Origin of the sequence: Kribbella sp. NBC_00662 (assembly GCF_041430295.1) — a bacterium.
In the GTDB taxonomy this organism is placed as follows: domain Bacteria; phylum Actinomycetota; class Actinomycetes; order Propionibacteriales; family Kribbellaceae; genus Kribbella.
In genome coordinates this window covers 7,705,599-7,730,783 of sequence record NZ_CP109029.1, presented here as the reverse complement: position 1 = coordinate 7,730,783, position 25,185 = coordinate 7,705,599, and the positions used below count along the sequence as shown (strand labels likewise).

31 protein-coding genes are annotated in these 25,185 nt (G+C 68.6%); 26 read left to right on the top strand and 5 right to left on the bottom strand.

Annotated elements, in window-relative coordinates; translation table 11 throughout:
* The first annotated feature begins 9 nt into the window (after nucleotides 1-9).
* The 12 genes from rpsP (at nucleotide 10) to dprA (ending at nucleotide 9,014) form a co-directional block, all read left to right on the top strand.
* The gene (gene rpsP / locus OHA10_RS38000) at nucleotides 10-513 is read left to right on the top strand and encodes a 30S ribosomal protein S16 (protein ID WP_371403629.1); all 504 of its coding nucleotides are present in this window, start codon (nucleotides 10-12) and stop codon (nucleotides 511-513) included.
* 5 nt (nucleotides 514-518) lie between these two features.
* Nucleotides 519-770 carry an RNA-binding protein gene (locus OHA10_RS37995; RefSeq protein WP_134111728.1) on the top strand — a complete coding sequence of 84 codons (252 nt, stop codon included), beginning with the start codon at nucleotides 519-521 and terminating at the stop codon, nucleotides 768-770.
* Nucleotides 771-875: 105 nt separating this feature from the next.
* Nucleotides 876-1,418, top strand: coding sequence for a ribosome maturation factor RimM (gene rimM / locus OHA10_RS37990; RefSeq protein WP_371403628.1), 543 nt, complete (start codon nucleotides 876-878; stop codon nucleotides 1,416-1,418).
* Complete coding sequence (trmD, locus tag OHA10_RS37985) at nucleotides 1,408-2,604, top strand: tRNA (guanosine(37)-N1)-methyltransferase TrmD (protein WP_371403627.1); 1,197 nt, start codon at nucleotides 1,408-1,410, stop codon at nucleotides 2,602-2,604. The genes rimM and trmD overlap by 11 nt, the downstream gene beginning before the upstream one ends.
* Nucleotides 2,605-2,809: 205 nt before the next feature.
* The gene (gene rplS, locus OHA10_RS37980) at nucleotides 2,810-3,169 is read left to right on the top strand and encodes a 50S ribosomal protein L19 (RefSeq protein ID WP_134111606.1); all 360 of its coding nucleotides are present in this window, start codon (nucleotides 2,810-2,812) and stop codon (nucleotides 3,167-3,169) included.
* Between the two features lie 145 nt (nucleotides 3,170-3,314).
* Nucleotides 3,315-3,944 (top strand): signal peptidase I, encoded by a 630-nt coding sequence (lepB, locus tag OHA10_RS37975; RefSeq protein ID WP_371403626.1) that lies wholly within the window; start codon nucleotides 3,315-3,317, stop codon nucleotides 3,942-3,944.
* Entirely contained in the window at nucleotides 3,941-4,705 is a 765-nt protein-coding gene (gene lepB, locus OHA10_RS37970) for a signal peptidase I (RefSeq protein WP_130449275.1), read from the top strand. Before lepB (OHA10_RS37975) ends, lepB (OHA10_RS37970) begins: the two co-directional genes overlap by 4 nt.
* 51 nt (nucleotides 4,706-4,756) lie before the next feature.
* Nucleotides 4,757-5,458, top strand: a complete 702-nt coding sequence (locus tag OHA10_RS37965) for a ribonuclease HII (protein ID WP_371403625.1) — start codon at nucleotides 4,757-4,759, stop codon at nucleotides 5,456-5,458.
* Nucleotides 5,455-5,778: a DUF2469 domain-containing protein gene (locus OHA10_RS37960; protein WP_012922325.1), complete on the top strand. Its 324-nt coding sequence runs from the start codon at nucleotides 5,455-5,457 to the stop codon at nucleotides 5,776-5,778. Before OHA10_RS37965 ends, OHA10_RS37960 begins: the two co-directional genes overlap by 4 nt.
* A 76-nt stretch (nucleotides 5,779-5,854) precedes the next feature.
* Nucleotides 5,855-6,211: a YraN family protein gene (locus tag OHA10_RS37955; protein ID WP_371403624.1), complete on the top strand. Its 357-nt coding sequence runs from the start codon at nucleotides 5,855-5,857 to the stop codon at nucleotides 6,209-6,211.
* Complete coding sequence (locus tag OHA10_RS37950; protein ID WP_371403623.1) at nucleotides 6,211-7,785, top strand: YifB family Mg chelatase-like AAA ATPase; 1,575 nt, start codon at nucleotides 6,211-6,213, stop codon at nucleotides 7,783-7,785. Before OHA10_RS37955 ends, OHA10_RS37950 begins: the two co-directional genes overlap by 1 nt.
* Nucleotides 7,785-9,014 (top strand): DNA-processing protein DprA, encoded by a 1,230-nt coding sequence (gene dprA / locus OHA10_RS37945; RefSeq protein WP_371403622.1) that lies wholly within the window; start codon nucleotides 7,785-7,787, stop codon nucleotides 9,012-9,014. Before OHA10_RS37950 ends, dprA begins: the two co-directional genes overlap by 1 nt.
* On the opposite strand, the gene OHA10_RS37940 is transcribed toward dprA, so the two are convergent.
* A complete protein-coding gene (locus tag OHA10_RS37940; RefSeq protein WP_371403621.1) occupies nucleotides 9,011-9,985 on the bottom strand; it encodes a helix-turn-helix transcriptional regulator in 975 nt (324 codons plus the stop codon). The genes dprA and OHA10_RS37940 overlap by 4 nt on opposite strands.
* Nucleotides 9,986-10,086: 101 nt before the next feature.
* Here OHA10_RS37940 and OHA10_RS37935 point away from each other — a divergent pair, with 101 nt between their 5' ends.
* On the top strand, nucleotides 10,087-10,482 hold the full coding sequence (locus tag OHA10_RS37935; protein WP_371408032.1) for a RidA family protein: 396 nt from the start codon (nucleotides 10,087-10,089) through the stop codon (nucleotides 10,480-10,482).
* A gap of 293 nt (nucleotides 10,483-10,775) precedes the next feature.
* Nucleotides 10,776-11,273, top strand: coding sequence for a DUF488 family protein (locus OHA10_RS37930; RefSeq protein ID WP_371403620.1), 498 nt, complete (start codon nucleotides 10,776-10,778; stop codon nucleotides 11,271-11,273).
* 293 nt (nucleotides 11,274-11,566) lie between these two features.
* Here the strand turns inward: OHA10_RS37930 and OHA10_RS37925 are convergent, their stop codons facing one another.
* On the bottom strand, nucleotides 11,567-13,198 hold the full coding sequence (locus OHA10_RS37925) for an APC family permease (RefSeq protein WP_371403619.1): 1,632 nt from the start codon (nucleotides 13,196-13,198) through the stop codon (nucleotides 11,567-11,569).
* Between the two features lie 136 nt (nucleotides 13,199-13,334).
* Here OHA10_RS37925 and OHA10_RS37920 point away from each other — a divergent pair, with 136 nt between their 5' ends.
* Nucleotides 13,335-14,276 (top strand): tyrosine recombinase XerC, encoded by a 942-nt coding sequence (locus tag OHA10_RS37920; protein WP_371403618.1) that lies wholly within the window; start codon nucleotides 13,335-13,337, stop codon nucleotides 14,274-14,276.
* Nucleotides 14,277-14,354: 78 nt separating this feature from the next.
* Nucleotides 14,355-14,834: an Rrf2 family transcriptional regulator gene (locus OHA10_RS37915; RefSeq protein WP_130449293.1), complete on the top strand. Its 480-nt coding sequence runs from the start codon at nucleotides 14,355-14,357 to the stop codon at nucleotides 14,832-14,834.
* Between the two features lie 21 nt (nucleotides 14,835-14,855).
* On the opposite strand, the gene OHA10_RS37910 is transcribed toward OHA10_RS37915, so the two are convergent.
* Nucleotides 14,856-15,461 carry a M23 family metallopeptidase gene (locus OHA10_RS37910; RefSeq protein ID WP_371403617.1) on the bottom strand — a complete coding sequence of 202 codons (606 nt, stop codon included), beginning with the start codon at nucleotides 15,459-15,461 and terminating at the stop codon, nucleotides 14,856-14,858.
* Between the two features lie 288 nt (nucleotides 15,462-15,749).
* Here OHA10_RS37910 and rpsB point away from each other — a divergent pair, with 288 nt between their 5' ends.
* The 6 genes from rpsB to OHA10_RS37880 all read left to right on the top strand — a co-directional run bounded on the left by rpsB (nucleotide 15,750) and on the right by OHA10_RS37880 (nucleotide 20,580).
* Nucleotides 15,750-16,745, top strand: coding sequence for a 30S ribosomal protein S2 (gene rpsB, locus OHA10_RS37905; protein ID WP_371403616.1), 996 nt, complete (start codon nucleotides 15,750-15,752; stop codon nucleotides 16,743-16,745).
* Nucleotides 16,746-16,856: 111 nt separating this feature from the next.
* A complete protein-coding gene (tsf, locus tag OHA10_RS37900; RefSeq protein WP_371403615.1) occupies nucleotides 16,857-17,675 on the top strand; it encodes a translation elongation factor Ts in 819 nt (272 codons plus the stop codon).
* Nucleotides 17,676-17,724: 49 nt separating this feature from the next.
* Complete coding sequence (gene pyrH, locus OHA10_RS37895) at nucleotides 17,725-18,486, top strand: UMP kinase (protein WP_233715185.1); 762 nt, start codon at nucleotides 17,725-17,727, stop codon at nucleotides 18,484-18,486.
* A 96-nt stretch (nucleotides 18,487-18,582) separates the two neighbouring features.
* On the top strand, nucleotides 18,583-19,137 hold the full coding sequence (gene frr / locus OHA10_RS37890; protein WP_371408031.1) for a ribosome recycling factor: 555 nt from the start codon (nucleotides 18,583-18,585) through the stop codon (nucleotides 19,135-19,137).
* Nucleotides 19,137-19,985: a phosphatidate cytidylyltransferase gene (locus OHA10_RS37885; protein WP_371403614.1), complete on the top strand. Its 849-nt coding sequence runs from the start codon at nucleotides 19,137-19,139 to the stop codon at nucleotides 19,983-19,985. The genes frr and OHA10_RS37885 overlap by 1 nt, the downstream gene beginning before the upstream one ends.
* A 4-nt stretch (nucleotides 19,986-19,989) precedes the next feature.
* Nucleotides 19,990-20,580, top strand: coding sequence for a GNAT family N-acetyltransferase (locus OHA10_RS37880; RefSeq protein WP_371403613.1), 591 nt, complete (start codon nucleotides 19,990-19,992; stop codon nucleotides 20,578-20,580).
* Here OHA10_RS37880 and OHA10_RS37875 read toward each other — a convergent pair.
* Together OHA10_RS37875 and OHA10_RS37870 are read right to left on the bottom strand one after the other, a co-directional pair.
* Complete coding sequence (locus OHA10_RS37875) at nucleotides 20,570-21,520, bottom strand: LLM class flavin-dependent oxidoreductase (RefSeq protein ID WP_371403612.1); 951 nt, start codon at nucleotides 21,518-21,520, stop codon at nucleotides 20,570-20,572. The genes OHA10_RS37880 and OHA10_RS37875 overlap by 11 nt on opposite strands.
* Before the next feature lie 28 nt (nucleotides 21,521-21,548).
* Nucleotides 21,549-21,950, bottom strand: coding sequence for a MarR family winged helix-turn-helix transcriptional regulator (locus tag OHA10_RS37870; protein WP_371403611.1), 402 nt, complete (start codon nucleotides 21,948-21,950; stop codon nucleotides 21,549-21,551).
* 62 nt (nucleotides 21,951-22,012) lie between these two features.
* Between OHA10_RS37870 and OHA10_RS37865 the strand changes: the two genes are divergently transcribed.
* The 4 genes from OHA10_RS37865 (at nucleotide 22,013) to rlmN (ending at nucleotide 25,164) form a co-directional block, all read left to right on the top strand.
* Nucleotides 22,013-22,891, top strand: a complete 879-nt coding sequence (locus OHA10_RS37865; RefSeq protein WP_371403610.1) for an LLM class flavin-dependent oxidoreductase — start codon at nucleotides 22,013-22,015, stop codon at nucleotides 22,889-22,891.
* A 98-nt stretch (nucleotides 22,892-22,989) separates the two neighbouring features.
* The gene (locus tag OHA10_RS37860; protein WP_371403609.1) at nucleotides 22,990-23,661 is read left to right on the top strand and encodes a C39 family peptidase; all 672 of its coding nucleotides are present in this window, start codon (nucleotides 22,990-22,992) and stop codon (nucleotides 23,659-23,661) included.
* 34 nt (nucleotides 23,662-23,695) lie between these two features.
* Nucleotides 23,696-24,004 carry a SelT/SelW/SelH family protein gene (locus OHA10_RS37855; protein WP_371403608.1) on the top strand — a complete coding sequence of 103 codons (309 nt, stop codon included), beginning with the start codon at nucleotides 23,696-23,698 and terminating at the stop codon, nucleotides 24,002-24,004.
* Between the two features lie 41 nt (nucleotides 24,005-24,045).
* On the top strand, nucleotides 24,046-25,164 hold the full coding sequence (gene rlmN, locus OHA10_RS37850) for a 23S rRNA (adenine(2503)-C(2))-methyltransferase RlmN (protein ID WP_134111626.1): 1,119 nt from the start codon (nucleotides 24,046-24,048) through the stop codon (nucleotides 25,162-25,164).
* The last annotated feature ends 21 nt before the right edge of the window (nucleotides 25,165-25,185 follow it).

The following is a 25,185-nucleotide window of genomic DNA, read 5'->3' as shown; positions in this document are numbered from 1 at the left end:
CACCCGAAAGTGGCAGTCAAGATCCGTTTGAAGCGCATCGGCAAGAAGCGCACCCCGCACTACCGCATCGTCGTGATGGACGCCCGCACCAAGCGGGACGGCCGGGCGATCGAGGAGATCGGCATCTACAACCCGAAGACCGAGCCCTCGTTCATCCGGGTCGAGTCGGAGCGGGCGCAGTACTGGCTGGGCGTCGGCGCGCAGCCGAGCGAGGCCGTCGAGGCGATCTTCAAGGCCTCCGGCGACTGGCAGAAGTTCAAGGGCGAGGCCGCTCCGGCGCCGCTCCGCGTCGCCGAGCCGAAGCGGGACAAGCAGGAGATCTTCAACGAGGCGCTGGCCGAGGCCCACGGCTCGCTGAAGACCGAGGCGGTCACCGCCAAGAAGTCCGCGGCGAAGAAGACCGCCGAGAAGAAGGACGACGCCCCCGCCGAGGCCAAGGCCGAGGAGGCTCCCGCCGCCAAGGCTGACGAGCCCAAGGCCGACGAGGCGCCGGCCGAGACCACCGAGGCCTGACGATGATGGAGACCGAGGCGCTCGAGCACCTGGTCCGAGGCATCGTGGACAACCCCGACGACGTCAGTGTCCGGTCCCGGAACCTGCGCCGCGGACGCACCCTCGAGGTGCACGTCCACCCCGACGACATCGGCAAGGTGATCGGCCGCAACGGCCGCACCGCCACTGCGATCCGCACCGTCGTCGGCGCCCTCAGCTCGGAGTCCTCGCTGCGCATCGACTTCGTCGACGAGTTCAACCGGCGCCCGCGCCGCTGAGCTCAGCAGTCCTTCGAAGGGCCGCACCCGGTCTGGGGTGCGGCCCTTCGTCCTATTCTTCCCTCAACTGTCCTCCAACTGTCTTCGTACGAAGGGTTTGTGCAGGTGCTGGTTACTGTCGGGCGGATCGGCCGCGCGCATGGGATCAAGGGTGAGGTCGGGATCGACGTCCGGACCGACGAGCCGGACCGCCGGTTCGCCGACGGCGCGACCCTGGTGACGGACGCCAAGGTGTCCCGCACGCTCACGGTGGCGTCCAGCCGCTGGCACAGCGGGCGGTTGCTGGTGAAGTTCGCCGAGGTGCCGGACCGGACCGCCGCCGAGCAGCTGCGCAACCTGGTCGTGCAGTCCGAGATCGACGAGGACGAGCGCCCCGAGGACCCCGACGAGTACTACGACCGCGAGCTGATCGGCCTCGCCGTCCGCACCACCGACGGTGCCGAGGTGGGCGAGGTGATCGACGTGGTCCACCTCCCGTCGCAGGACCTCCTCGAGATCCGCCGTCCCGCCGGCAACGCAGTGCTGGTCCCGCTGGTCGAGGAGCTGGTCCCGGAGCTCAACCTCGAGAAGCAGTACGTCGTCGTGGCCGACCGGCCCGGTCTGCTGGACCCGGACGGCGCCGAGGTGGTCCCGACCGATGAGGCTTGACGTCGTCACGATCTTCCCGGAGTACCTGGCCGCCCTGGACGTCTCCCTGGTCGGTAAGGCGGCCAAGAGCGGCCTCCTGGACGTCCACCTGCACGATCTGCGCGAGTGGACCTACGACCGCCACCGGACCGTAGACGACACCCCGTACGGCGGGGGAGCGGGCATGGTGATGAAGCCGGAGCCCTGGGGCCTCGCTCTGGACGCGATCGCTCCCGCGGACGGTCCGGCGCAGCCGCGGCTGATCGTGCCGACTCCGGCGGGCCGACCGTTCACCCAGGAGCTCGCGTACGAGCTGGCGGCCGAGCCGTGGCTGGCCTTCGCCTGTGGCCGGTACGAAGGCATCGACGCGCGCGTGGCGTCGTACGCCGGTGAACGGATGCGCGTGGACGAGGTGTCCATCGGCGACTACGTGCTGAACGGCGGCGAGGTCGCCGTACTCGTCATGGTCGAGGCAGTCGCCCGCCTGCTGCCCGGTGTCATCGGCAACCCGGAGTCCCTGGCCGAGGAGTCGCACTCGGGCGACGGACTGCTCGAGTACCCGGTCTACACGAAGCCGCCGACCTGGCGCGGGCACGACGTACCTGAGGTGCTCCTGTCCGGGAACCACGGGCTGATCGCCGACTGGCGCCACGAGGAGTCAGTCCGACGTACTGCGGAGCGCCGGCCGGATCTGTTGGCGGCGTGGGGCGACGTACTCGCGGGCAAGGACGACTCCGACGCGGTCCGCATCCTCCCGGCGACCGCAGCAGACGCGGGCGAGATCCACGTACTGCAGCTGGCGGCGTTCCTCTCCGAAGCCCGGCTGTACGACGACTACACGATCCCGCCGCTGACTGCGGATGTAGCCGACACAGCAGACCGCCTGGAGCGCTCTATCGCTCTGAAGGCAGTGGCAGGCGCTCGCATCGTCGGCTCCGTTCAGCTGACCGTCGACGGCGCGCTGGGGCACATCGAGCGGCTCGTCGTCGCGCCCGACTGGCAGGGGCGCGGGCTCGGCGCCCGCCTGCTCCGCGCGGCCGAGCAGCTGGCTCCGGCCGACGTCACGTCGTACGCCTTGAACACCGGTGCCCAGAGCGACCGCAATCTGGCCCTGTACCGGAAGGCGGGCTACCGCGAGAGCCACCGGGAGGCGCAGACTCCGAAGGTGGATCTGGTCTACCTGACCAAGCGTCGTCGCCGAAAGTGACGGGTGTCACGCTCGGGTCGCGCTCACCCTGCGCTGATGCGCCGGGCGGATTTCGTCACGGTGTGGGGCGTGTGGCAAGATTGTCTGCTGCTGCCCTTCGGTGCTCCTGCCACAGGGGGTGACCACCGACCGGCAGCCTTCTGATGACTTCATCACCACCGACATTCGTGGGTGACCTGTGGCACGCGCGAGGAAGAGACACCTGATGAGCAACGTCCTGAATGAGCTCGACAACGCGAGCAAGCGTGACGACATCCCCGCTTTCCGGCCCGGCGACACCGTCAACGTGCACGTCAAGGTCGTCGAGGGCAACCGGTCCCGCGTCCAGGTGTTCAAGGGTGTCGTGATCCGGCGCCAGGGTGGCGGCCTGCAGGAGACCTTCACGGTCCGCAAGGTCAGCTTCGGCGTCGGCGTCGAGCGGACCTTCCCGCTGCACACCCCGATCGTCGAGAAGATCGAGGTCGTGACCCGCGGCGACGTCCGCCGGGCCAAGCTGTACTACCTGCGCGAGCTGCGCGGCAAGGCGGCGAAGATCAAGGAGAAGCGCGAGATCCCGGCCTCCTGACGCCGCGTAACGACGACGGTCTCCGATGGCGCCGAGCACTGCGACTCGAGCTCGCCCTCGCCCGGTAGCCACGAGGGCGCGTCGCAGCAAGGGACGTCACCGCAGGCTGAAGCAGCGGAATCCGCTGCTCAGCCTGCTCGTCGAGATGAGCACCGTCACGGTGCTCGCGCTCGTCATCACCGTGGTCCTGCGGCTGTTCGTCGCGGAGGCGTTCTACGTCCCGTCGGAGTCGATGTACGACACACTGACCAAGGACGACCGGATCCTGGCCGAGAAGATCAGCTACCTGCACCGGGACGTCGACCGCGGCGACATCATCGTGTTCAAGGACCCGGGCAACTGGCTGAACGAGGCGCAGGCCCAGCCCGGGACCCTGCGCCGGATCGGTGAGTTCGTCGGCATCCTGCCCCGCAGCGGCGAGGGTCACCTGGTCAAGCGGGTGATCGGCATCGGCGGCGACCGGGTGATCTGCTGCAACAAGCAGGGCCAGATCACCGTGAACGGGATCGCGCTGGACGAGCGCGAGTACCTGCTCAAGGACGCCAAACCCTCCGAGGTGCCCTTCAACGTGCTGGTTCCGGCCGGCCATCTGTGGGTGATGGGGGACAACCGCGCCGAATCCGCCGACTCGCGTGCCCATATGGGCGGCCCGGGGGGCGGATTCGTGCCGGTCGAGAACGTGGTTGGCCGGGCCTGTTGCGTAATCTGGCCGTCTGACCGGATGACGATGCTGCGTCCTCCGGAAACCTTCAAGAAGCCGGGGCTGAAGAAGTGACCGATACACCGACCAAGACGGACCCAAAACCCGCCCATCGTTCGGGCTTCGGAGCCGCAGCCCGGGAATTCGTGCTGATCGTGGTCGGGGCCCTGATCGTCTCGTCGATCCTGCGGGCGTTCGTCGGTCAGATGTTCATCATCCCGAGCGAGTCGATGGAGAACACGCTGCTGGTCGGTGACCGGGTCGTGGTGGAGAAGCTCACCGACGTCAAGCGTGGCGACGTGGTCGTGTTCGAGGACCCGGGCGGCTGGCTCGGCCCGGAGGAGAGCGGCCAGAAGCGCGGATCGGTCGGCCGGTTCTTCGAGATCGTGGGTCTGCTGCCCGACTCCAGCCACGGTCACCTGATCAAGCGCCTGATCGGTATGCCCGGTGACAAGGTCGCCTGCTGCGACTCCAAGGGCCGCCTGCTCGTCAACGGTCAGCCGCTCGACGAGACGAAGTACCTGTATCCAGGGGATGCCCCGTCCCAGATGGAGTTCCAGGTCACCGTCCCGGCCGGGCGGATCTTCGTGATGGGCGACCACCGATCCGCCTCCGGAGACTCCCGTGTGCATCTGCAGGACCTCGACGCGAACGGCGGCAACCAGGGCGACGCGGCGTTCGTGCCGCTCGACAAGGTCACCGGGCGGGCGATCGCGATCGTCTGGCCGGCGGGACGCTGGAGCAAACTCGGCGTACCCGACACGTTCAAGGCGGTCCCGGCCCCCGGTCCGGCCCCGGACAAACCGTCGATATCGCTCACGCCACCACCTAAGTGAGAACCTGTCGCCTCTGACGCCTAGGGTGAGTTGTGTGATGCGGAGGGCTGAATGAGCGCGTTGCCGCGCGGTAGCACGGTACGGCGAGACGCCGGTCTGTACGGGTACGAGCGTGCCCTGCGCCGCGTCGGCCTCGATCCGATCGCCGGCGTCGACGAGGCTGGTCGCGGGCCGTGTGCGGGCCCGCTGGTGGCGGCGGCGGTGATCCTGCCGGAGGGTAAACGGGGCCAGATCCCCGAGCTCGCCGACTCCAAGCTGCTGACCGCCAAGGCGCGGGACCGCTGCTACGAGGAGATCCGCAAGCGTGCCCTGGCCTGGTCGGTGGTGTCGATCGAGGCCGCCGAGTGCGACCGGCTCGGCATGCACGTCGCGAACGTGGAGGCGCTCCGCCGGGCGCTGTTCCGCCTCGACGTGCGCCCGTCGTACGTGCTGACCGACGGGTTCGGTGTCGACGGTCTCGGCGTACCGGGGCTGGCGATCTGGAAGGGCGACCGCGTGGCGGCTTGTATCGCCGCCGCCTCCGTGATCGCCAAGGTCACCCGGGACCGGGTGATGCAGCACTGGGACAGCGTGTACCCGCAGTACGGGTTCGCGATCCACAAGGGGTACTGCACCCCCGAACACCAGGCGGCACTGGACGAATACGGCCCGTGCCCGCAACATCGACGGCGGTTTGAGAATGTCCGCCGCAGTCTGCGGCCCGATATGGGACAGAATGTGACCAGTCCCACCGGAGTGGAGAGCAATCGATGAGTGCCGATGACCTCGAGAAGTACGAGACCGATATGGAGCTGCAGCTCTATCGGGAGTACAAGGACGTCGTCGGGATCTTCAAGTACGTGGTGGAGACCGAGCGGCGGTTCTACCTGTGCAACGCGGTCGACCTGAAGGTGCGCACCGAGGGCGGCGACGTGTACTTCGAGGTGACGATGGCCGACGCGTGGGTGTGGGACGTCTACCGGTCGGCCCGGTTCGTGAAGAACGCCAAGGTCGTCACCTTCCGCGACGTCAACATCGAAGAGCTCGCGAAGTCCGACCTGGAAGTCCCGAAGGACTCCGACTTCGGCCGCTGAGCTTTTCCACATTCTGAAGCGGAGGCCCGTTTCGACGGCCTGATCCCGGCATCTTCTCTGCCGGAGGTGGTCATCGATGCGGACCAAGGACACCGTCGGACGGTACGGCGAGGATCTCGCCGCGAGGTATCTCAGCGAACACGGTCTCGCGGTGCTCGAGCGCAACTGGCGCTGCGAGCTCGGCGAGATCGACATCGTCGCGCGCGAAGGCGACACGCTCGTCGTCTGTGAGGTGAAGACCCGGCGCGGGCTCAACTACGGCAGCCCGCTGGAGTCGATCACCTACCGGAAGCTGGCCAAGCTCCGGAAGCTGTCCGGCCGCTGGTTGCAGGCCCACGAGCTCAGACCGGCGGCGATCCGGATCGACGTCGTCGCCGTCCTGTTCGACCACAACACGCCGCCCACCGTGGATCATGTGCGAGGTGTGGCCTGATGGCGCTCGCACAGACCTGGTCGGTCGCCCTGGTCGGTCTGGAGGGCCACCTCGTCGAGGTCGAGGCCGACATCGCCCAAGGCCTGCCGAAGACGACTCTGATCGGTCTCCCCGACACGTCCCTGTCCGAAGCCCGCGACCGCGTCCGCGCCGCCGTGGTCAACAGCGGCGAGCGATTCCCCGACCGCAAGGTCACCATCGGACTCTCACCCGCCACCCTGCCCAAGACCGGATCGCACTACGACGTCGCCATCGCGCTGTCGCTGCTCACAGCAGCCGGTGTCGTCGATCCCAGCGCCCTCCGCCGGACGGCGATCATCGGCGAGCTCGGCCTCGACGGCCGCATCCGCGAGGTGCGCGGCGCCCTGGCGATGACCCTGGCCGCCGCCCGAGCCGGCTTCGACCGCATCGTCGTCCCGGACCTCAACGTCGGCGAAGCACGCCTGGTCCCAGGCATCGAGGTGTACGGCGCGCGCTCGCTCCGCCAGGTCCTCGCCCTGCTCCGGGGGATCGAGATCCCCGACGAAGCACCGCCGCGCGCCGAGCCACGCCTGGTGTCGGAGTCGCTGACCCGAGTGCCGGCAGTCGATCTCGACGACGTCATCGGCCAACGCGAAGGCCGCCGCGCCATCGAGGCCGCAGCCGCCGGCGGCCATCACCTGTTCCTGCACGGGCCGCCGGGCTCCGGCAAGACGATGCTCGCCGAACGCCTCGCCGGGCTGATGCCCGACCTGAGCACGGACGATTCGCTCGAGGTGTCGGCCGTGCACTCGCTCGCCGGTCTGCTCACCAACGACGCCGAGCTCGTCGTCCGGCCGCCGTTCATCGCGCCGCACCACACGGCGTCCCTGGCCAGCCTCGTCGGCGGCGGGTCCGGCGTGCCTCGGCCCGGTGCCATCAGCTGCGCACATCGAGGCATCTTGTTCATCGATGAGGCTCCCGAAATGCACCCGCTCACGCTCGACACCCTGCGTCAGCCCCTCGAGTCCGGGTTCGTCGAAGTCCACCGGGCGGCTGCGGTCGCGAAGTTCCCGGCCCGCTTCATGCTCGTCCTGGCCGCGAATCCGTGCCCCTGCGGCCTGTCCGGCACCAACCAGGGCATCTGCAGCTGCACGCCCCAGGTCCTGGCCCGCTACCGCCAGCGGATCAGCGGCCCGATCAAGGACCGGCTCGACATCCAACGGCAGATCCTCCCGGCGGCCCGCACCGTCGCCAGCGGCGAGCCCGCGGAGTCGACCGCTGTCGTTGCCGACCGGGTGCAACTCGCCCGAGACCGGCAGGCGCACCGCTACAAAGACACAGCCTGGGTGCTGAACAGCGAGGTCCCCGGTCCCATCCTGCGCCGCGAACATCCGTTGGATGCCGCGAGCAACAAGCTCCTCGAGGACCACTACACCGCCGGCCGCCTCACCGCCCGAGGCTTCGACCGCGTGGTCCGGCTGGCCTGGACCTTGGCCGACCTCGCCGGTGCCGGCATCCCGACCGTCGAGCTGACCCACGAAGCCTTCCAGCTCCGCGCCGGCGAGCCGTTGGCGCAACTGTCCGACGTCCGCTCTCTCAGAGGAACCGCCTGATGACGAACTACGCACCGACGACCGACGCCTTCGGCTCCGGAGGAGGAGCGGGCGGCGCCGAGGTGATTGCCGGCGGCAACGGAGACCGTGAACGCCTGGCCCGCGCCGGCCTGTCGCGCGTCGTCGAGCCGGGCGACCTCGCCGCCCTGAAGGCCTTCGACGGCATGCCCGCTCTCGAGATCTGGGACCGCCTACGGCAGAAGTCGTCCGGTCTGGATCGCTGGTCCACCCGCCTGGCCGAGGTCGACCCACAACGCGACCTCGAGCGCGCCGCGGCCGCCGGAGCCCGGTTCGTCATTCCCGGCGACGACGAGTGGCCTGACGAGGTGGAGGTTCTGGCCGAAGCCGGGCAGCTGACCCGGCGTGCCGGCGTCCCGTTCGGCCTCTGGGTCCGTGGCCGGGCGAATCTCCGGGACGCGCTGAAGCGTTCTGTCTCCGTAGTCGGTGCCCGCGCCTGCTCGTCGTACGGTGAACACGTCGCCACCGAGCTCTCCGCCGGCCTGGCCGACGCTGGTGTGACCGTGGTGTCCGGCGGAGCGTTCGGGATCGACGCGGCCGCCCATCGCGGCGCGATCGCAGCTTCCGGCACGACGATCGCGGTCCTGGCCTGCGGTGTCGACGTCAGCTACCCGAAGCGCAACTCGGCCCTGCTCAGCCGCGTCGCCGAGACAGGACTCGTGGTCGCCGAGCTCCCGCCCGGCTGCTCACCGACCAAGCTCCGCTTCCTCGCCCGCAACCGCCTCATCGCCGCGGCCTCCCAAGGCACGGTCGTCATCGAAGCCGCCATCCGCAGCGGCGCCCTCAACACCGCCGGCTGGGCCGAACAGTGCGGCCGCGCCGTAATGGCCATCCCCGGCCCCGTCACCTCCCGCATGTCCGCCGGCAGCCACCTCCTGGTCCGAGAACGCAACGCCGTACTGGCTACCAACGTCGCCGACATCGTCGAAGCAATCTCCCCATACGGCTCCGGCCTCACCCAACTCCCACGCGCCCCCGAATCCCTGACCGACACCCTCGACGCCGACCTCCAACGCACCCTGGACGCCGTCCCGGTCCACAACCCCGCCCCCGCCACCCGCATAGCCGTCACTGCCGGCCTGGACCTCCCCACCACCCAGCAATCCCTGGAGGCCCTCACTGCCCTAACCCTCATAACCCAAACCCCAACCGGCTGGCACCTCACACCCCACCCACCTGAAGCTCATGGTCTGGGTGAGAACAGGTGTTAGGAGGTTGGGGTGTAGCGGGTGGCGATTGTGGTGGCTCGGGTGTGGAGGGTGGTGCGTAGCGAGTCGGGTGCTAGGACTTCTGCGTTGGTGGCGAGTTGCCAGAGGGCCCATTCGGCGTGGCGGGTGTCTTGGAAAGTGACCTCGAGGCGTAGCGAGCCGTCTGGGTCGACCTGTTCGGTGGTGACGGCCAGCGCGGTGGTCACCAGGTCCTCGCGTCGCGCCGGGTTGACGCGAAGGAGCACGGTGATCTGGTCGCCGCCGGCTCGGAAGTTTGTGCTGCGTTCCTGCCAGGTGCGGTGCAGATCGACTCGGTCCGGTCGCTCCGCGGGTTCGTCGAGTTCCTCGGCGGCCAGCACTCGGGACAGCCGGTAGGTGCGGTCGTCACCAGACCTCGTGGCCAGCAGGTAGCCCTGGTCTCGCACGGTGACCAGACCGATCGGGTCAACGGTGCGCCACCTCGGGGTCTCGTCCACGGCCGCGTAGTGGATCCGCAGCTTGTGCCCGGCAAACACGGCGCCCCGGATCTCGGCTGCGATGGCGTCAGGCACCTCCTCGGCAACCTGCCGGCGGGAGAGGAGATCCGTCTCCGGGTCGATCAACAACCGCTGTACTGCGCCGGCGGCCGTGTCCCGATACCCCTCGGGCAGGGCGTCCACCACCTTGAGCATCGCCGAAGCGAGCGCCGAGCCGAGGCCGAACACCTGCGCCCCGCGGCGGGATCCGGCGACCAGCAGCGCGAGCGCCTCATCGTTGTTGAGCCCCGTGAGCTCGGTCTGGAAGCCAGGCAACAACTCGAACCCGCCGTACCTCCCACGCTCGGCGTAAACCGGTACGCCGGCCGCAGACAGCGCCTCGATGTCACGCAGCACGGTGCGAGTGGAAACCTCCAGCTCGCGCGCCAGCGTCGGCGCGGTCAACCTACCGCGTTGGCGCAGCAGCAGGACCAGTGAGACCAACCGGTCGGCGCGCATCCGAAAACCCTACCGCCATACACGACACAAGATGTCGCGATTCGTTGGCAGGCTCTCAGTACGAACTCAGAGTCGATCAATCGAATGGAGCTGATGTGGCTGTGGAGCGAACGACGGTCAACCCGTGGACGTGGTCGCTGGAGTTGGGCTACAACCAGGGCGAGCTCATCTCCGGACAGACCCGCACCCTGTACTGCGCCGGCCAAACCGCGATGAGCACCGACGGCAAGCCCGAGCATGCGGGCGACATGGCGGCACAGCTGGCGCTGAGCCTCGACAACCTGGAAGCCGTTCTAGCCAACGCCGATATGTCCCTCACGAACCTCGTCCGCCTCAACGTGTACTCAACCGACGTCGACCAACTGTTCCAGCACTACGGGATCCTGGCGTCGCGCTTGGGAACTGCCGGGGCAGCGCCCCCAACGACAATGCTCGGCGTGACACGACTCGCCATCCCCACCCTCTTGGTCGAACTTGAGGGCACCGCAGTCGCATGAGCCGCTCCCCTGAAGGACCCCAGGCGCTCCAGTCGGCCGACTGGCATTCCACCAGGTCCGAGAACCGACGTTCCCGCGACTCGTGGGACTGGCGTTCTCCCGGGTCGGAGACCTGGCGTTGCGGGTCGGAGGATTGGCGTTCTCCTGGTTCGGAGAATTGGCGTTTCCCGGGTCGGAGGATCGGCGTTCCCCGGATCGGAGGACTCGCGTTGCCCCGGGCCGGAGGATCGGCGTTCCACCGGGTCGGGAGACGTTCCACCCGTTCTGGTGTGCCATGGAGATGAGGCGCGGAGGTGGTGATTCCGGTGCTCAGGATGGTGACGATCGGCGTCTACGGGTTCGACGGTGAGTCGTTCCTGCGATCGCTGCGGGGTGCGGACGTCCGGTTGCTGCTCGACGTACGGCAGCGTCGCGGTGTCCGGGGACCGGAGTACGCCTGGGCGAACTCGCTCCGACTGCAGGCGGCTCTCGCAGACGCGCGGATCGCCTACGAACATCACCCTGAACTCGCCCCGACCACCGAACTGCGGCACCTCCAGTACGCCGAGGACGACCGGCAAGGCGTGGGCAAGCGTTCCCGCCGCGAACTCGCAGCCGAGTACATCCGCCGCTACACCACCGAGATCCTCGACCCCGCTGACCTCACGTCGATCGTCTCAGCACTACCGAGCAACGGAACCACAGCGCTGCTCTGCGTCGAGGACGACCCCGCAGCCTGCCACCGCTCACTACTCGCCGACCGCCTCCGCGCCCACCACGACGTGACGATCGAGCACCTACGCCCCTCATGATCCGTACGCTCCGGCGCTGCTCCTGATGATCACCGAGTTACCGCAATCTGCTCCCAGCGAGCGAATCCAGCCGAGGGGCGAATCCAACCGGCGGGCGAGTGCAGCCGGCGGGCTGGCGTGGTAGGCGAGCAACTGCGGCGGGCGAGCGGGCGCAGCAGGCGTGCGCCTGCAGCGGGTGCCGCAAGCCGCAATGTCGCTCCTGGTCGAGCTGGTGGACGCCTGCTGCCGCTGCTTGCATCGGCAGTGCGTGAACGCGTTGTTCGCAGCTGCAGCCGACGCGCTGGTCTAGCGGGTTAGTTGCGCATGTGTTTGCCGCGGGTGGGTTTTTGGGGGTGTTGCTGGTCGGGTGGAGTGCGGATTGCGCGGAGTTCGCGGTCGGGGTCGGGGCGGATGGCTTGTAGGCCGCCGGTGCCGGGGTCGGTGTCGCCCAGGTCGAAGTCCCAGCTGTCCTCGTTGGCGAGGCGGCTGTGCCAGCGGCCGTAGAGGGCGTAGATCGCGATGCCGAGGAGCATCCAGACGCCGAACTTGGTCCAGGTGCTGGTCTTCAGGTTCAGCATCAGCCACACCGTCGAGGCGAGCGACAGCAGCGGGATCAGCGGGACCATCGGCACCCGGAAGCCGCGCTCCAGGTTCGGCTCCGAGCGCCGCAGCGTCAGTACGCCGACCGCGCAGAACGCGAAGCAGAACAGCGCGCCGATGACCAGCAGCTCCTCGAGCTCGAGGACCTTCGGGTAGAGCGTGAGCGCCAGCGCGGCGAGACCTGCGAAGCCGGCGGCGCGGGCGGGGGAGGAGTACACCCGGCTGACCCGGCCGAGGCTCTTCGGCAGCAGGCCGTCACGACCCATGTTGAACAGGACACGGCTCTGCGCGATGAGTACCACCATGATCACCGTCATCAACGCGAGCAAAGCACCTAGATTGACCACCTTCGCGGCCCATCCGACTCCGACCGCGGCTAATGCTTCGGATACCGGAGCGGCTCCGCCGAGCTTGCCGTACGGGCGCATGCCGACCAGGACGACTGCCATCGCGATGTACAGGATGGTCACCGCGCCGACGCCGAGCAGCATTCCTTGCGGGACGGTCTTCCGCGGGCTGCGGGCGTCTTCCGACGCGGTCGCGATCAGGTCGAAGCCGATGTACGCGAACACGATCGTGCTGGCGGCGGTGAAAATGCCCATCGTCCCGAACGATCCGAACGACGAGTCCAGGATCCAGCCCAGCAACGTCGGACTCGCGGTCGCGGGCGCGGCCCGGGCCGGCGGCACGAACGGGTGGTAGTTCGACATGCTCACGTGCGCCGCACCGACGATCACGACGAGCAGGATCACCGCGACCTTCGCGATCACGACGACGGTCAGCACCCGGGCCGACAGCTTGGTGCCGGTGACGATCAGCGCGGTCAGAACCAGCAGCAGCAAGGGGGCAACGAGGTTCACCTTCGCCTCGGGACCGAAGAACTGCGCGATGCCGTCCGGCAGTGTGACTCCGAATCCGTCCAGCGTGGCCAGGAAGTACGCCGACCAGACGCGAGCGACGATCGCCGCCGCGGTGACGAGTTCGAGCACGAGCGCCCAACCGACCAGCCAGGCCCACATCTCGCCGAAAGTCACGTAACTGAAGGTGTACGCGCTACCGGAGACAGGGATCGTCGAGGACAGCTCGGCGTAACAGGCCGCGGCCAGCACGCAGACGATCGCGGCGATGACGAACGACAGGATCACTGCCGGTCCGGCGACATTGGCCGCCTGGACGCCGCTGATGCTGAAGATGCCGGAGCCGATCATCACGCCCAGGCCGAGTACGACCAGGTCGCGACGACCGAACAAGCGCGGCAGACGGTGCCGCGCGTCCTCGACTCGAGTGAACGCCGACTCGACCGGCAGGCGCCGGCCTACGGTCTGTCCGTTCGCTGAGGGGGCCATGGTCAGGGGTGCCTCCGTTGCTACTAGGGCAATCGGGCCGAACAGTAGTCGACCGTCGGGCTATCGACCAGACCTCCTCTCGCCGGTCTCCGCGCGGTGGCTTGCGATGCCGGGCCACCTCACGCATCGTCGAGACATGACGCCGGACGATGTCAGTGGGAACCCTTCCTGGCCGGAAGGCTTCACTCAGTTACTGGCTGACTACGAACGGCATCTGACGGCGGAAAGGGACCTCAGCACTCACTCGGTCAGAGCCTACATCGGGGATGTCGCGGATTTACTCGAACATTTGATTCGGCTTGGTCACGATGATCTGGGCGGGCTGGACATCCGGGGGCTGCGGTCCTGGCTGGCCAAACAGCAAAGTCTGGGGAAATCCCGCAGCACGATGGCTCGCCGGGCGACGGCCGCAAGGGTGTTCACCGCGTGGGCGCAGCGGACCGAACGAATCGGTACGGACCCGGGAGCATTGCTCGCCAGCCCCAAACCGCACAAGACGCTGCCGGGCGTGCTGGGTCAGGCGGACACGCGAGCCGTCCTCGATGCGGCAGCCGTTGCCGCTGACGACGGAAGTCCGGTCGGGTTGCGTGACCTCGCGATCATGGAGCTCCTGTACGCAACCGGGATCCGCGTCGGCGAGCTGTGCGCGCTCGACGTCGACGACATCGACCGGTCGCGCCGCGTAGTCCGTGTGTTCGGCAAGGGGCGCAAGGAACGGTCGGTCCCGTACGGCGTACCCGCTGGGGAAGCGCTCGAGCGATGGCTGGCCGAGGCGCGGCCGCAGCTGGCGCGTGCGGGAAGCGGACCGGCCGCGTTCCTCGGCGCGCGTGGTGGCCGGATCGACCAACGAGCGGTACGGCGGATGGTGCACGAGCGGGTCGCGGTCGTCGACGCACCGGATCTGGCCCCGCACGGACTGCGGCACACGGCGGCGACACATCTGCTCGAAGGCGGGGCGGACCTTCGGAGCGTGCAGGAACTGCTCGGGCACGCGTCGCTGGCGACGACGCAGGTCTACACCCACGTTTCGAGCGATCGGCTGCGGAAGGCGTACCAGCAGGCGCATCCGCGCGCCTGACCACGACACCCGGCGCAGAACGGGTCTGTCTGCGGGGGATGCGGCGCGTGAGTGGCCCGATGCGGCAGACTGCGGGACATGCGGGTTTCGGCGAAGTCTGACTATGCGTTGCGAGCTCTGATCGAGATCACCCAACGGTGGGTGGCCGACGATCCTTCGGTGGTGTCGGCCGAGGAGCTCAGCCGGGCGCAGGGCATTCCGCACGGCTTCCTGCAGGGCATCCTCGCCGACCTGCGCCGGGCCGGCGTGCTGTCGAGTCAGCGCGGGCAGTCGGGTGGATGGCGGCTGGCCGTCGACCCCAACGACATCTCGGTCGCCGACGTGATGCGGGCGGTGGACGGTCCGATCGTGAGCATCTCCGGTGTCCGGCCGGAGAGCGTTTCGTACAACGAACATGCGGTGGTCCTCCAACGGGTCTGGATCGCGGCTCGCGCCAGCCTGCGCGACGTACTCGAGAACACGACGTTGATCGATCTCGCCAAGAACAAGCTCCCGGCCGGCGTCGAGCGCCGCTCGAAGGACGAGGACGCCTGGCAGGCCCGCGTCCCCGGCAGCTGAGCATTCGGGCGCGGGTGACGGCTACTCGCGTCTGATCAGCAGGCCGGCGGTCAGCGTCAGCGCTGCCGTCGCGGCGATGATCAGCTTGGCCGTCCGCCGGTCGGCCTCGCCGGCCGCTGGTGGCGCGGATGGTGGTCGGGCAGCCGGGGCGTGCGCCGCCGGAACGGGGTCGGCAGGTGGATCGGCGAGGGGGAGTAGGCGGACCGGTCGGTTGGGCACGAGGGTTAGCGGATTCAGGTATTGCTTGGCGTCGAGCAGGCCCCAGTGCAGGCAGGTCCTCGGCCGGCAGTGTGAGCCGGCGGCGGACAGGCGGCCTATGACGGTGCCGGTCTGGACGGTGGTGCCGACCGACACCGCGGGCACGACCGGTTCGTACGTCGTGCGACGGGTGCCGGTGGTGATCGTGATGACGCCGCGGCCGGCCAGTGGTCCGGCGTACGTGATCGTGCCGGGGGTCGCGGCGAGGACGGGTTGGCCGGGGTGGCCGGCCAGGTCGACGCCGCGGTGGCCGGGGAGCCACGGTTTGGCGGGTAGTTCGAAGCCGTGGACGACCTCCGGACGGGGCTGGAGCGGCCAGTCGGAGGCGGTGGTGGGCAGGATGGCGAGGGAGAGCAGGGCGAGGTTCATGCCAGGGAAGATGCCGTCGTCGGCGTCGGCCGGAGGCCCCGAAGAAGAGGTTTGTGGATAACCAGGGCCGGTTCGCGTTGCCCGCGGGTGGTCACGTACACTTCCGGTGGCGCCCCATCTAGGTGGGGCGACTACGCATGCCCGCACAAGTGCTGTCGTTCCAGCGGTCCCGGAGTGATCCGGGCGGAGCGGCGCGACGGGCATCAGGAGCTGCGGATCATCCGATCCGACGCGAGACAACCGAGTAGACCCGGACGAATCAGCCGGGTCGCCAAAGGAGACCACCTCATGGCCGTCGTGACCATGAAGCAGCTGCTCGAGAGCGGCGTGCACTTCGGGCACCAGACCCGGCGCTGGAACCCGAAGATGAAGCGCTACATCCTCACCGAGCGCAACGGCATCTACATCATCGACCTGCAGCAGTCGCTGTCCTACATCGACCGCGCGTACGAGTTCGTCCGCAGCACGGTCGCGTCGGGCGGGGCGATCCTGTTCGTCGGCACGAAGAAGCAGGCCCAGGAAGCGATCGCCGAGCAGGCGACCCGGGTCGGGATGCCGTACGTGAACCAGCGCTGGCTGGGCGGCATGCTGACCAACTTCCAGACCGTGAACAAGCGGCTCCAGCGTCTCAAGGAGCTCGAGCTGATCGACTTCGACGACGTCGCCGCCTCCGGTGTCACGAAGAAGGAGCTGCTGCAGAAGCGTCGCGAGCACGACAAGCTGCTCAAGACCCTCGGCGGTATCCGCGACATGGCCCGGGTTCCGGCCGCCGTGTGGATCGTGGACACCAAGAAGGAGCACCTCGCCGTCGACGAGGCGCGCAAGCTGAAGCTGCCGATCATCGGCATCCTGGACACCAACTGCGACCCGGACGAGGTCGACTACCCGATCCCGGGGAACGACGACGCGATCCGCTCGGTCGGCCTGCTGACCCGGGTCGTCGCCGACGCCGTCGCCGACGGTCTGATGGGCCGCTCCGGCCAGGGCGCTGCCGCCTCCGGCGAGGAGCTGGGCCAGGAGGAGCCGCTGGCCGCCTGGGAGCGCGAGCTGCTGGAGAGCCAGAACGGCACCGCCAAGACCGAGGAGAAGGCCGCCGAGGCTGCCCCGGCCACCCCGGCCGCCGACGTCCTGACCGAGCCGGTCGCGACCGACGCCGTCATCGAGACCGCGCCGGAAGCCGCCGAGGCCAAGTCCGAGGAGACCCCGGCCGAGGAGGCCCCGGCCGCGACCGAGGCCGCGACCGAGGCGAAGGCCGACGAGACCCCGAGGGCCGACGAGGCCTGACAGCCGTGGATGCCGCCCGGTCCCGCCGGGCGGCACCCAGCTGCGTCGCACGGTCCGCAACCGGGCCTGCCCCGCCCATCCAGCCGCATCGACAAGACGAGAGAACGAGGAATGGCGAACTACACCGCCGCTGACGTGAAGAAGCTCCGCGACGCCACCGGCGCGGGCATGATGGACGCGAAGAAGGCGCTCGAGACCACCGACGGCGACTTCGAGAAGGCGATCGAGGAGCTGCGCATCCACGGCGCGGCCAAGGCGGCCAAGCGCGGCGCCGAGCGGTCCGCCACCAACGGCCTGGTGGCCGCGGCGGAGAACGCGCTGGTCCAGCTGAACTGCGAGACCGACTTCGTCGCCAAGAACGAGCAGTTCCAGCAGCTCGCCGCCGACATCGTCGCGCACGCCTCGGCGAGCAAGGTCGGCGACGTCGAGGGCCTGCTGAACGAGAAGCTGACCGACGGCAAGTCGGTCGCCGAGAACATCGAGGCCCTGGCCGCCGTCATCGGCGAGAAGCTGGAGCTCGGCAAGGTGGCCGTGTTCGACGGCCAGGTGACCGCGTACATGCACAAGCGTGCCGCGGATCTGCCGGCCCAGGTCGGCGTGCTGGTCGAGTTCGAGGGCGACAACGTCGAGGCCGCCCGTGGCGCTGCCATGCAGGCCGCCGCGATGCGCCCGCTGTACACCACCCGCGACGAGGTCCCGGCCGAGACGGTCGAGAACGAGAAGCGGATCGCCGAGGCGACCGCCCGCGAGGAGGGCAAGCCGGAGCAGGCGTTGCTGAAGATCGTCGAGGGCCGGGTGAACGGCTTCTTCAAGGACGTCGTTCTGCTCGAGCAGCCGTCGGTGACCGAGAGCAAGAAGTCCGTGAAGGCCGTCCTGGACGAGGCCGGTGTGACCGTGAAGCGGTTCGCCCGCTTCGAGGTCGGCGCCTGATCCCGACGAGGATCTGAACAGGACAGCAACGAACGAGGAGGCCGGAATCGTGACGGAAACCCTGGGTACCGAGACGAATCCGGCCTCTTCGCCGTTCGCCCCGGCCTACCACCGGGTGTTGCTCAAGCTGTCGGGTGAGGTGTTCGGCGGCGGCAAGCTGGGCGTCGACCCCGACGTCGTGAACTCGATCGCCAAGCAGATCGCCGACGTGGCCCGGGCCGGTGTCCAGGTCGCCGTGGTGGTCGGCGGTGGCAACTTCTTCCGCGGCGCCGAGCTGCAGCAGCGCGGCATGGAGCGGAACCGCGCCGACTACATGGGCATGCTCGGCACGGTGATGAACTGCCTGGCCCTGCAGGACTTCCTGGAGAAGCTCGGTATCGAGACCCGGGTGCAGACCGCGATCACGATGGGCCAGGTCGCCGAGCCGTACATCCCGCGCAAGGCTGAGCGGCACCTGGAGAAGGGCCGCGTGGTCATCTTCGGCGCCGGCTCCGGGATGCCGTACTTCTCCACCGACACCGTCGCCGCCCAGCGCGCGCTCGAGGTCGGCGCCGAGGCGTTGCTGATGGGCAAGCAGGGCGTGGACGGGGTCTACGACTCCGACCCGAAGAAGAACCCGGACGCGGTCAAGTTCGACCAGCTGTCGTACGACGACTTCCTGGCCCGCGGCCTCCGGGTGGCCGATGCCACCGCGATCAGCCTGGCCCGCGACAACGCGCTGCCGATCGTGATCTTCGGCCTCGAGGAGGGCAACATCGCCCGGGTGATCCACGGCGAGAAGATCGGCACGGTCGTCTCCCGGGGGCAATAACCCGGCGTACGGCGGCGTACCACTAGGATCGGTTGTCACAAGGCGCAGTAGGAGTGGCCGCATCGACGCGGCCCAGAGGAAGCGAGGAATGTCGTGATCGACGAAGCTCTCCGCGAAGCCGAGCAGAAGATGGCGAAGGCCGTGGAGGTCGCGAAGGACGACTTCGCCGCGATCCGCACCGGCCGGGCGCACCCGCAGATGTTCGCGGGCATCCTGGCCGACTACTACGGCAGCCCGACGCCGCTGCAGCAGCTGGCCGGTTTCCAGGTCCCGGAGCCCCGGACCGTGCTGATCTCGCCGTACGACAAGGGTGCGATGGCGGCGATCGAGAAGGCGATCCGCGACTCGGACCTGGGTGTGAACCCGGGCAACGACGGCGCGGTGATCCGGGTGGTGATGCCGCAGCTGACCGAGGAGCGGCGCAAGGAGTACATCAAGGTCGCCAAGACCAAGGGCGAGGAAGCCAAGGTCTCGGTCCGCAACATCCGCCGGCACGCCATGGACCAGGTGCACAAGTCGGTCAAGGACGGCGATGCGGGCGAGGACGAGGGCAAGAGTGCTGAGAAGCGGCTCGACGGGTTGACGAAGAAGTACGTCGACTCGATCGACGATCTGCTCAAGCACAAGGAAGCCGAACTGCTCGAGGTGTGATGGGCGTCGAGAGCACGCCCGCGCCGAGTCCCAGCCCGAGCCGTGCCGGGCGTAATCTGCCCGCGGCCATCGCGGTGGGAGTCGGGCTCGGCGCACTGATCCTCGGATCGCTGTACTGGCAGAAGGTCCTGTTCACCGTCCTGGTGCTCGTCGTCGTCCTGGTGGCTGTCGACGAGATGATCAAGGCCCTGCGCACCGGCGGCGCGGCCATCCCGCGGATCCCGATGTTCGCCGGTACGACGGCGATGCTGGCATCAGCCTATTTCGGCGGACCGATGGCGCTCCTGGTCGCGCTCGCGCTGACAGTGCTGGCGACCATTTTCTGGCGGATGCCGGGTGGTTCGATCGGATTCGTTCGCGACGTCAGCGCCGGCGTCTTCCTGGTCGGCTATGTGCCGTTGCTGGCCGGGTTCGCGATCCTGCTGGTCCAGCCGGACGCGGACGGCCCGGGGCGGGTGGTGACCTTCTTCCTGGTGGTGGTCGCCAGCGACGTCGGCGGCTATGTGGCCGGCGTGCTGTTCGGCAAGCACCCGATGGCGCCGACGATCAGCCCGAAGAAGTCCTGGGAGGGCTTCGCGGGCTCGGCGCTCGCCTGTGTCGGGGCGGGCATTGCCGGGGTTGTCTGGCTGCTCGACGGGCATTGGTGGGTCGGTGCGATCGTCGGCGCCGTCGCCGTGCTGACCGCGACGGTCGGCGATCTCGGCGAGTCGATGATCAAGCGTGACCTGGGCATCAAGGACATGTCGAACCTGCTGCCCGGCCACGGCGGTGTGATGGACCGGTTGGACTCGCTGCTCGCGACCGCGCCCATCGTCTGGCTGGTGCTGCATCTCCTGGTGAAGGGCTGACACCATGACGATCGCACCGGACGGGCGGTCCCTGGTCGGCGACGTCGTACGGCTGGATCGGATGCAGGAGTCCGATATCGACGAGCTGTACGCCGCGATCGCCATCGAGCAGGTGTACGCCGGAGGCTTCGGCGGCGGCCCAGCCGCAATGCCGAAGAGCGCCGACGAGATGCGGGCGAAGTGGATCCCGGCCGCGGAGAAGCGGTTCGCGTACGTCGTCCGGATGGTTGCCGACGGCACTGTTGTCGGTACGTCGAGCCTGGCCGACGTCGACCTGGTGAACGAGCGGATCCACCTCGGCTACACCGGCTACGCGCCCGCTGTCTGGGGGACCGCGGTCAACCCCGCGGCCAAACTGCTGCTGCTGGAGCACGCCTTCGAGGTGTGCGGATTCGGCCGCGTGAAGATCCAGACCGGCTCGAAGAACACCCGCTCGCAGGCGGCGATCGCCAAGCTCGGCGCGACCCGTGAGGGCGTGCTGCGGCGGCACATGCTGATGGCTGACGGCTCGTTCCGCGACACCGTGGTGTTCTCGATCCTGGCCGACGAGTGGCCGGATGTCCGGAAGCGGCTCGAGGCCAGGATCAGCCGATGAGTTTCGCCAACGAGGCGAGGAGATCGTCGCGGTCGTAGGTGTTGGTCGTGATCAGCACTTCGTCCGCGGCTGTCCGCTGCACGAGGTCCTCGACGGCGGCGTGCACCTCGTCCGAGGTTCCGTAGTACTGGCCGCGCAGCGCGTTCTCGAAGAACTCCTGCTCGCGAGCGTTCATCGTCGCAGGCACGTCGGGCTGCAACGCCGGGAAGACGCCGCGAGTGCGTGAGTAAGCGCTGGCCCATGCCTCGGGCAACAACAGCTGACGGGCCGCCTCCGTGGTGTCCCCGACCGCGGCGGTGACGGCGAGGATGACGTAGGGCTGCGGAGCCCACGCCGACGGCTGGAAGGATGCCCGGTAGGACGAGACCAGGTCCACAGCGTCAGGACCGGCAGCCAGGACGACAGGTAGCCCGAGCGATGCGGCGATGGAAGCGCCCGAGCCGACGGCCAGGATGAACGGCGGGACCTTCAGCCCTTCGCCCGGACGCGCGTGCACGTCCGACGTACCGGCCAGATAGCCGAGCAGCTCCTGCACCTGTGCGCTGAAGTCGTCCGCAGCGTCCTTCTCGACGCCGAGCGCACGCCGTACCCCGTTCGTGAAGCCGACCGAGCGGCCGAGGCCCATGTCGATGCGGCCCGGGTACAGCGACTCCAGTACGCCGAACTGCTCCGCCACCACTAAGGGCTGGTGGTTCGGCAGCATCACGCCACCAGTGCCGACGCGGATGTGCGAGGTGCGAGCAGCAACCGCCGCAGCCAGGACTGTCGGCGCCGAGCCGACCACCCCAGGCACGCTGTGATGCTCTGACACCCAGAAACGCTTGTAGCCAAGGTCTTCCACCTGCTGGGCGAACTCCACTGTCGCGCGCAGCGTCTCCGGCTCCGTCTCACCAACGCGCGTCCGAGAACGGTCCAGGACTGACAGCGGGACGGAGGGCATATTCAGTCCAACGGGTGCGCCGGAGCCCTCATTCCCCGAGCAGCAGCCGCAGATCGTCCCGGAAACGGTCCGGAGCCGGCAGGGGAGCGAGGAACTCACGCTCGACCTCCAGCCGAACCCGCTCCGCCTCGTCGAATGTCGACTGACCCAGAGCCGTCAGTACTACGACATTCCGCCGCCGGTCCTCCGGGCTGCGCCGGCGCTCGACGAACCCACGCTCCTCCAGCCCGTCCAGCAGATCGCCGATCGACGTGCGGTCCACCCGCAGCCGGGCCGCGACCTCGAGCTGGGACAGCGGCTCACCGGCGACGATCGCGGACAGGACCGCCAGGTCACGCCCGTTCAGACCGTGCGGAGCCAGCGCCTTGGTCTGAGCTTCGGTGAGCTCCGCGAAGACGTGTTTCAGCAGATACCCGAGCCGATCAGACATGCCACCTAATCTACCGCCACACTGATCGTCAGTAGCCCTGATCATCAGTTACCCTGACGATTATGCAACCAACCTTCGGTCTGAAGACCACCCCGATGCACGTCCCGTACGCCGATATCCGCCGCGTCTGGCTCGAGGCCGACGAGACCCCGCAGATCCGCGACGCCTGGCTGTGGGACCACTTCCTCCCGCTCGCCGGCCCGAAGAACGGCGACGTCCTCGAGGGCTGGACCTTGCTCGCCGCTCTCGCCGCGCAGACCACCCGGCTCCGCCTCGGCCTGCTCGTCACCAGCAACCGGATCCGCCCGCCGGCCGTGCTCGGCAAGATCGCCAGCACCCTGGACGTCATCTCCGGCGGCCGGCTGATCATGGGCCTCGGTGCGGGCGGAACCCATCAGCCGACCGGCCCGAACCCGGCGATCGAGGAGTACGCCGCCTACGGATTGACGCTCGTGCCGCCGGGGGAGGGGGTCGACCGCCTCCGCGAGACGATCGAGATCCTGCGCCGGATGTGGACCGAGGACGAGTTCGACTTCCACGGCAAACACTTCACGCTGGAGCGCAACCGTAACGCACCCAAGCCGATCCAGCCCGCGGGTCCGCCGCTCCTGATCGGCGGCTGGGGCAACCGCATGCTTCGGCTGGTCGCGGAGTACGCCGATATCTGGAACATCAGCGGCCCGCCACACACCGACCTCGACACCCTCGCCGATCGGGTACGCCGGCTGGACGCGGAGTGCGCCCGGATCGGACGGGATCCGGCCACGCTCAGCCGGTCGCTGCAGCAGATCGTCGCGTACGACGACCCGGCCGGCACGCGCGCGATCGTGCAACGGGCGGTCGAGCTGGGGTTCGATCACATCGTGCTGTCGCTGCCGCGCCCGTACCCGGATCACGCCGTGCGCTGGCTGGTGCGGGAAATCACCGACCCTTTCCACTGAGGTCGAAAGGGTCGGTGATTTTTTCACTCGACCTACCGAGTTGTGTGTCAGTATCAAACACAGGATGATCCGCCCCGGTCGTCCGGTGAGGAGCTGACATGACCCCCACGACGAAGTTCAAGGCCGCGCTCTGCGGTCTGGCGCTCATCGCAGCCGCCGCCCTCCCGCTGTCTCCGGCGACCGCTCAGCCCACTGCTCCGGTCGATGCAGCTCACGCCGCAGCGATCAAACCGGTGCCGAAGCTCGGCTACTCGACGCAGACCGTCCGAACGCTGAACATCGACTTCCAGTACCAGCAGACCGGCTACTGGTGCGGCCCGGCCGCGACCCGGATCGCCCTCTCGGCCCGGATCGCGCCGCCCAGTCAGCAGCAGCTGGCGAACGAGCTGCCGACCACGACCAACGGCACGGACTGGATCGGCCAGGTCACCCGGGTGCTCAACAACCACCTCGGCACCGGCTGGTACGAGACGAAGGAGATGCCCAACGACCCGCCCACCCAGGCGCAGCGTGACCTGCTCTGGCGGGACGTCGTCCTGGACATCAACAACAACTACCCGATCGTCGCCAACATCGTTGCCCCGGCCAGCAACCACCCGCCGGGCTACCCGAACTACACGATCTACCACTACTTCACGGTGATCGGGTACGACGACAGCGACCAGACCGTACTGATCGCGGACCCGGCCGGGTTCGCCCCGACGGCGACGTACTGGCTGACCTTCAACCAGCTCGCCACGCTGATCCCACCGAAGGGCTACTCGGCCTGAGGCCGGCTCTCGTCACGGCGATACCTTGGTCGCCGTGACGAGAGAGCCGCGGTTGGAGATCGAGTACTGCACCCAGTGCCGGTGGCTGATGCGGGCGGCGTGGACCGCTCAGGAGCTGCTGACCACCTTTCCCCAGGAGCTGGGCGAGGTCGCGCTGGTCCCCGGGTCCGGCGGGGTGTTCGACATCAGCCTCGACGGCGAGTTGCTGTGGTCGAGGAAAGCAGAGGGCGGCTTCGCCGAGATCCCGCTGCTCAAGCAGATGGTGCGGGACCGGATAGCCCCGGACCGCAAACTCGGCCACTCCGACCGCAAGCCCGCGGGTGACGCGGGTCATGGGATGTGAATTTGTGAACGGTAGTCCGACCTTGCGACAATAGGTCGGTTATGACTACTTCCCTTCCCCTGGTGTTCGATGAGCCGCGTCGCGCCAAGAAGCCGCCGCGGCACCTCGCTGACCTCACGGGGGAGGAGCGGCGTACTGCGGTGGCCGCGCTCGGCGAGCCCGCGTTCCGCGCCAAGCAGCTGTCCAACCACTACTTCTCCCGGCTGGTGTCCGACCCGGCCGAGATGACCGACCTGCCGGCCGCGACCCGCGACAAGCTGGTCGCCGACCTGATGCCGCCGCTGCTGACCCGCGTCCGCGACCTCGAGTGCGACAACGGGGAGACCCGGAAGACGCTCTGGAAGCTGCTCGACGGTTCGCTGGTCGAGTCCGTCCTGATGCGGTATCCGGGCCGCGCCACGATGTGCGTGTCCTCGCAGGCGGGTTGCGGGATGGCGTGCCCGTTCTGCGCGACCGGCCAAGGCGGACTGACGCGGAACATGTCGACCGCCGAGATCGTCGAGCAGGTCGTCGACGGTGCGCGGGCGCTGGCGCGCGGTGAGATCGCCGGGGGGCCCGGGCGGGTCAGCAACATCGTGTTCATGGGCATGGGCGAGCCGATGGCCAACTACAAGGCCGTGATGGGCGCCGTACGCCGGTTCACCGACCCGTCGCCGGAGGGGCTGGGGATCTCGGCCCGTGGCGTGACGGTGTCGACTGTCGGCCTGGTGCCGCGGATCAACCAGCTCGCCACCGAAGGCATCCCGGTCACGCTCGCGCTGTCGCTGCACGCGCCGGACGACGAGCTGCGCGACGAGCTGGTGCCGATCAACAACCGGTGGAAGGTCGACGAGGTGCTCGACGCTGCCTGGGGGTACGCACGGCAGACCAAGCGGCGGGTCTCGATCGAGTACGCGATGATCCGCGACATCAACGACCACGCCTGGCGGGCCGATCTGCTCGCGGAGAAGCTCAACGCGCGGGGCGACTGGGGCTGGGTGCACGTCAACCTGATCCCGCTGAACCCGACACCCGGCTCGAAGTGGACCGCCTCCGACCCGGCCGACGAGCGCGAGTTCGTCCGCCGCCTCGAGGCCGCCGGCATCCCCACCACCGTCCGCGACACCCGCGGCCAGGAGATCGACGGCGCCTGCGGCCAACTCGCCGCCGCCAGCAAGTGACGGAGCCCGCGGACTTCACCC

Bases quoted from the DNA above. Each gene is read 5' to 3' on its own strand.
- OHA10_RS37870 (WP_371403611.1), bottom strand. From the start codon at position 21,950: ATGTCTGATCGGCTCGGGTATCTGCTGAAACACGTCTTCGCGGAGCTC.
- rplS (WP_134111606.1), top strand. From the start codon at position 2,810: ATGAGCAACGTCCTGAATGAGCTCGACAACGCGAGCAAGCGTGACGAC.
- OHA10_RS37865 (WP_371403610.1), top strand. From the start codon at position 22,013: ATGCAACCAACCTTCGGTCTGAAGACCACCCCGATGCACGTCCCGTAC.
- rlmN (WP_134111626.1), top strand. From the start codon at position 24,046: ATGACTACTTCCCTTCCCCTGGTGTTCGATGAGCCGCGTCGCGCCAAG.
- OHA10_RS37875 (WP_371403612.1), bottom strand. From the start codon at position 21,520: ATGCCCTCCGTCCCGCTGTCAGTCCTGGACCGTTCTCGGACGCGCGTT.
- OHA10_RS37910 (WP_371403617.1), bottom strand. From the start codon at position 15,461: ATGAACCTCGCCCTGCTCTCCCTCGCCATCCTGCCCACCACCGCCTCC.
- dprA (WP_371403622.1), top strand. From the start codon at position 7,785: ATGACGAACTACGCACCGACGACCGACGCCTTCGGCTCCGGAGGAGGA.
- OHA10_RS37940 (WP_371403621.1), bottom strand. From the start codon at position 9,985: ATGCGCGCCGACCGGTTGGTCTCACTGGTCCTGCTGCTGCGCCAACGC.
- trmD (WP_371403627.1), top strand. From the start codon at position 1,408: ATGAGGCTTGACGTCGTCACGATCTTCCCGGAGTACCTGGCCGCCCTG.
- OHA10_RS37915 (WP_130449293.1), top strand. From the start codon at position 14,355: ATGCGGGTTTCGGCGAAGTCTGACTATGCGTTGCGAGCTCTGATCGAG.
- OHA10_RS37960 (WP_012922325.1), top strand. From the start codon at position 5,455: ATGAGTGCCGATGACCTCGAGAAGTACGAGACCGATATGGAGCTGCAG.
- rpsB (WP_371403616.1), top strand. From the start codon at position 15,750: ATGGCCGTCGTGACCATGAAGCAGCTGCTCGAGAGCGGCGTGCACTTC.
- OHA10_RS37920 (WP_371403618.1), top strand. From the start codon at position 13,335: ATGACGCCGGACGATGTCAGTGGGAACCCTTCCTGGCCGGAAGGCTTC.
- lepB (WP_371403626.1), top strand. From the start codon at position 3,315: ATGAGCACCGTCACGGTGCTCGCGCTCGTCATCACCGTGGTCCTGCGG.
- OHA10_RS37950 (WP_371403623.1), top strand. From the start codon at position 6,211: ATGGCGCTCGCACAGACCTGGTCGGTCGCCCTGGTCGGTCTGGAGGGC.
- OHA10_RS37880 (WP_371403613.1), top strand. From the start codon at position 19,990: ATGACGATCGCACCGGACGGGCGGTCCCTGGTCGGCGACGTCGTACGG.
- OHA10_RS37885 (WP_371403614.1), top strand. From the start codon at position 19,137: ATGGGCGTCGAGAGCACGCCCGCGCCGAGTCCCAGCCCGAGCCGTGCC.
- tsf (WP_371403615.1), top strand. From the start codon at position 16,857: ATGGCGAACTACACCGCCGCTGACGTGAAGAAGCTCCGCGACGCCACC.
- OHA10_RS37860 (WP_371403609.1), top strand. From the start codon at position 22,990: ATGACCCCCACGACGAAGTTCAAGGCCGCGCTCTGCGGTCTGGCGCTC.
- OHA10_RS37925 (WP_371403619.1), bottom strand. From the start codon at position 13,198: ATGGCCCCCTCAGCGAACGGACAGACCGTAGGCCGGCGCCTGCCGGTC.
- OHA10_RS37965 (WP_371403625.1), top strand. From the start codon at position 4,757: ATGAGCGCGTTGCCGCGCGGTAGCACGGTACGGCGAGACGCCGGTCTG.
- OHA10_RS37995 (WP_134111728.1), top strand. From the start codon at position 519: ATGGAGACCGAGGCGCTCGAGCACCTGGTCCGAGGCATCGTGGACAAC.
- OHA10_RS37955 (WP_371403624.1), top strand. From the start codon at position 5,855: ATGCGGACCAAGGACACCGTCGGACGGTACGGCGAGGATCTCGCCGCG.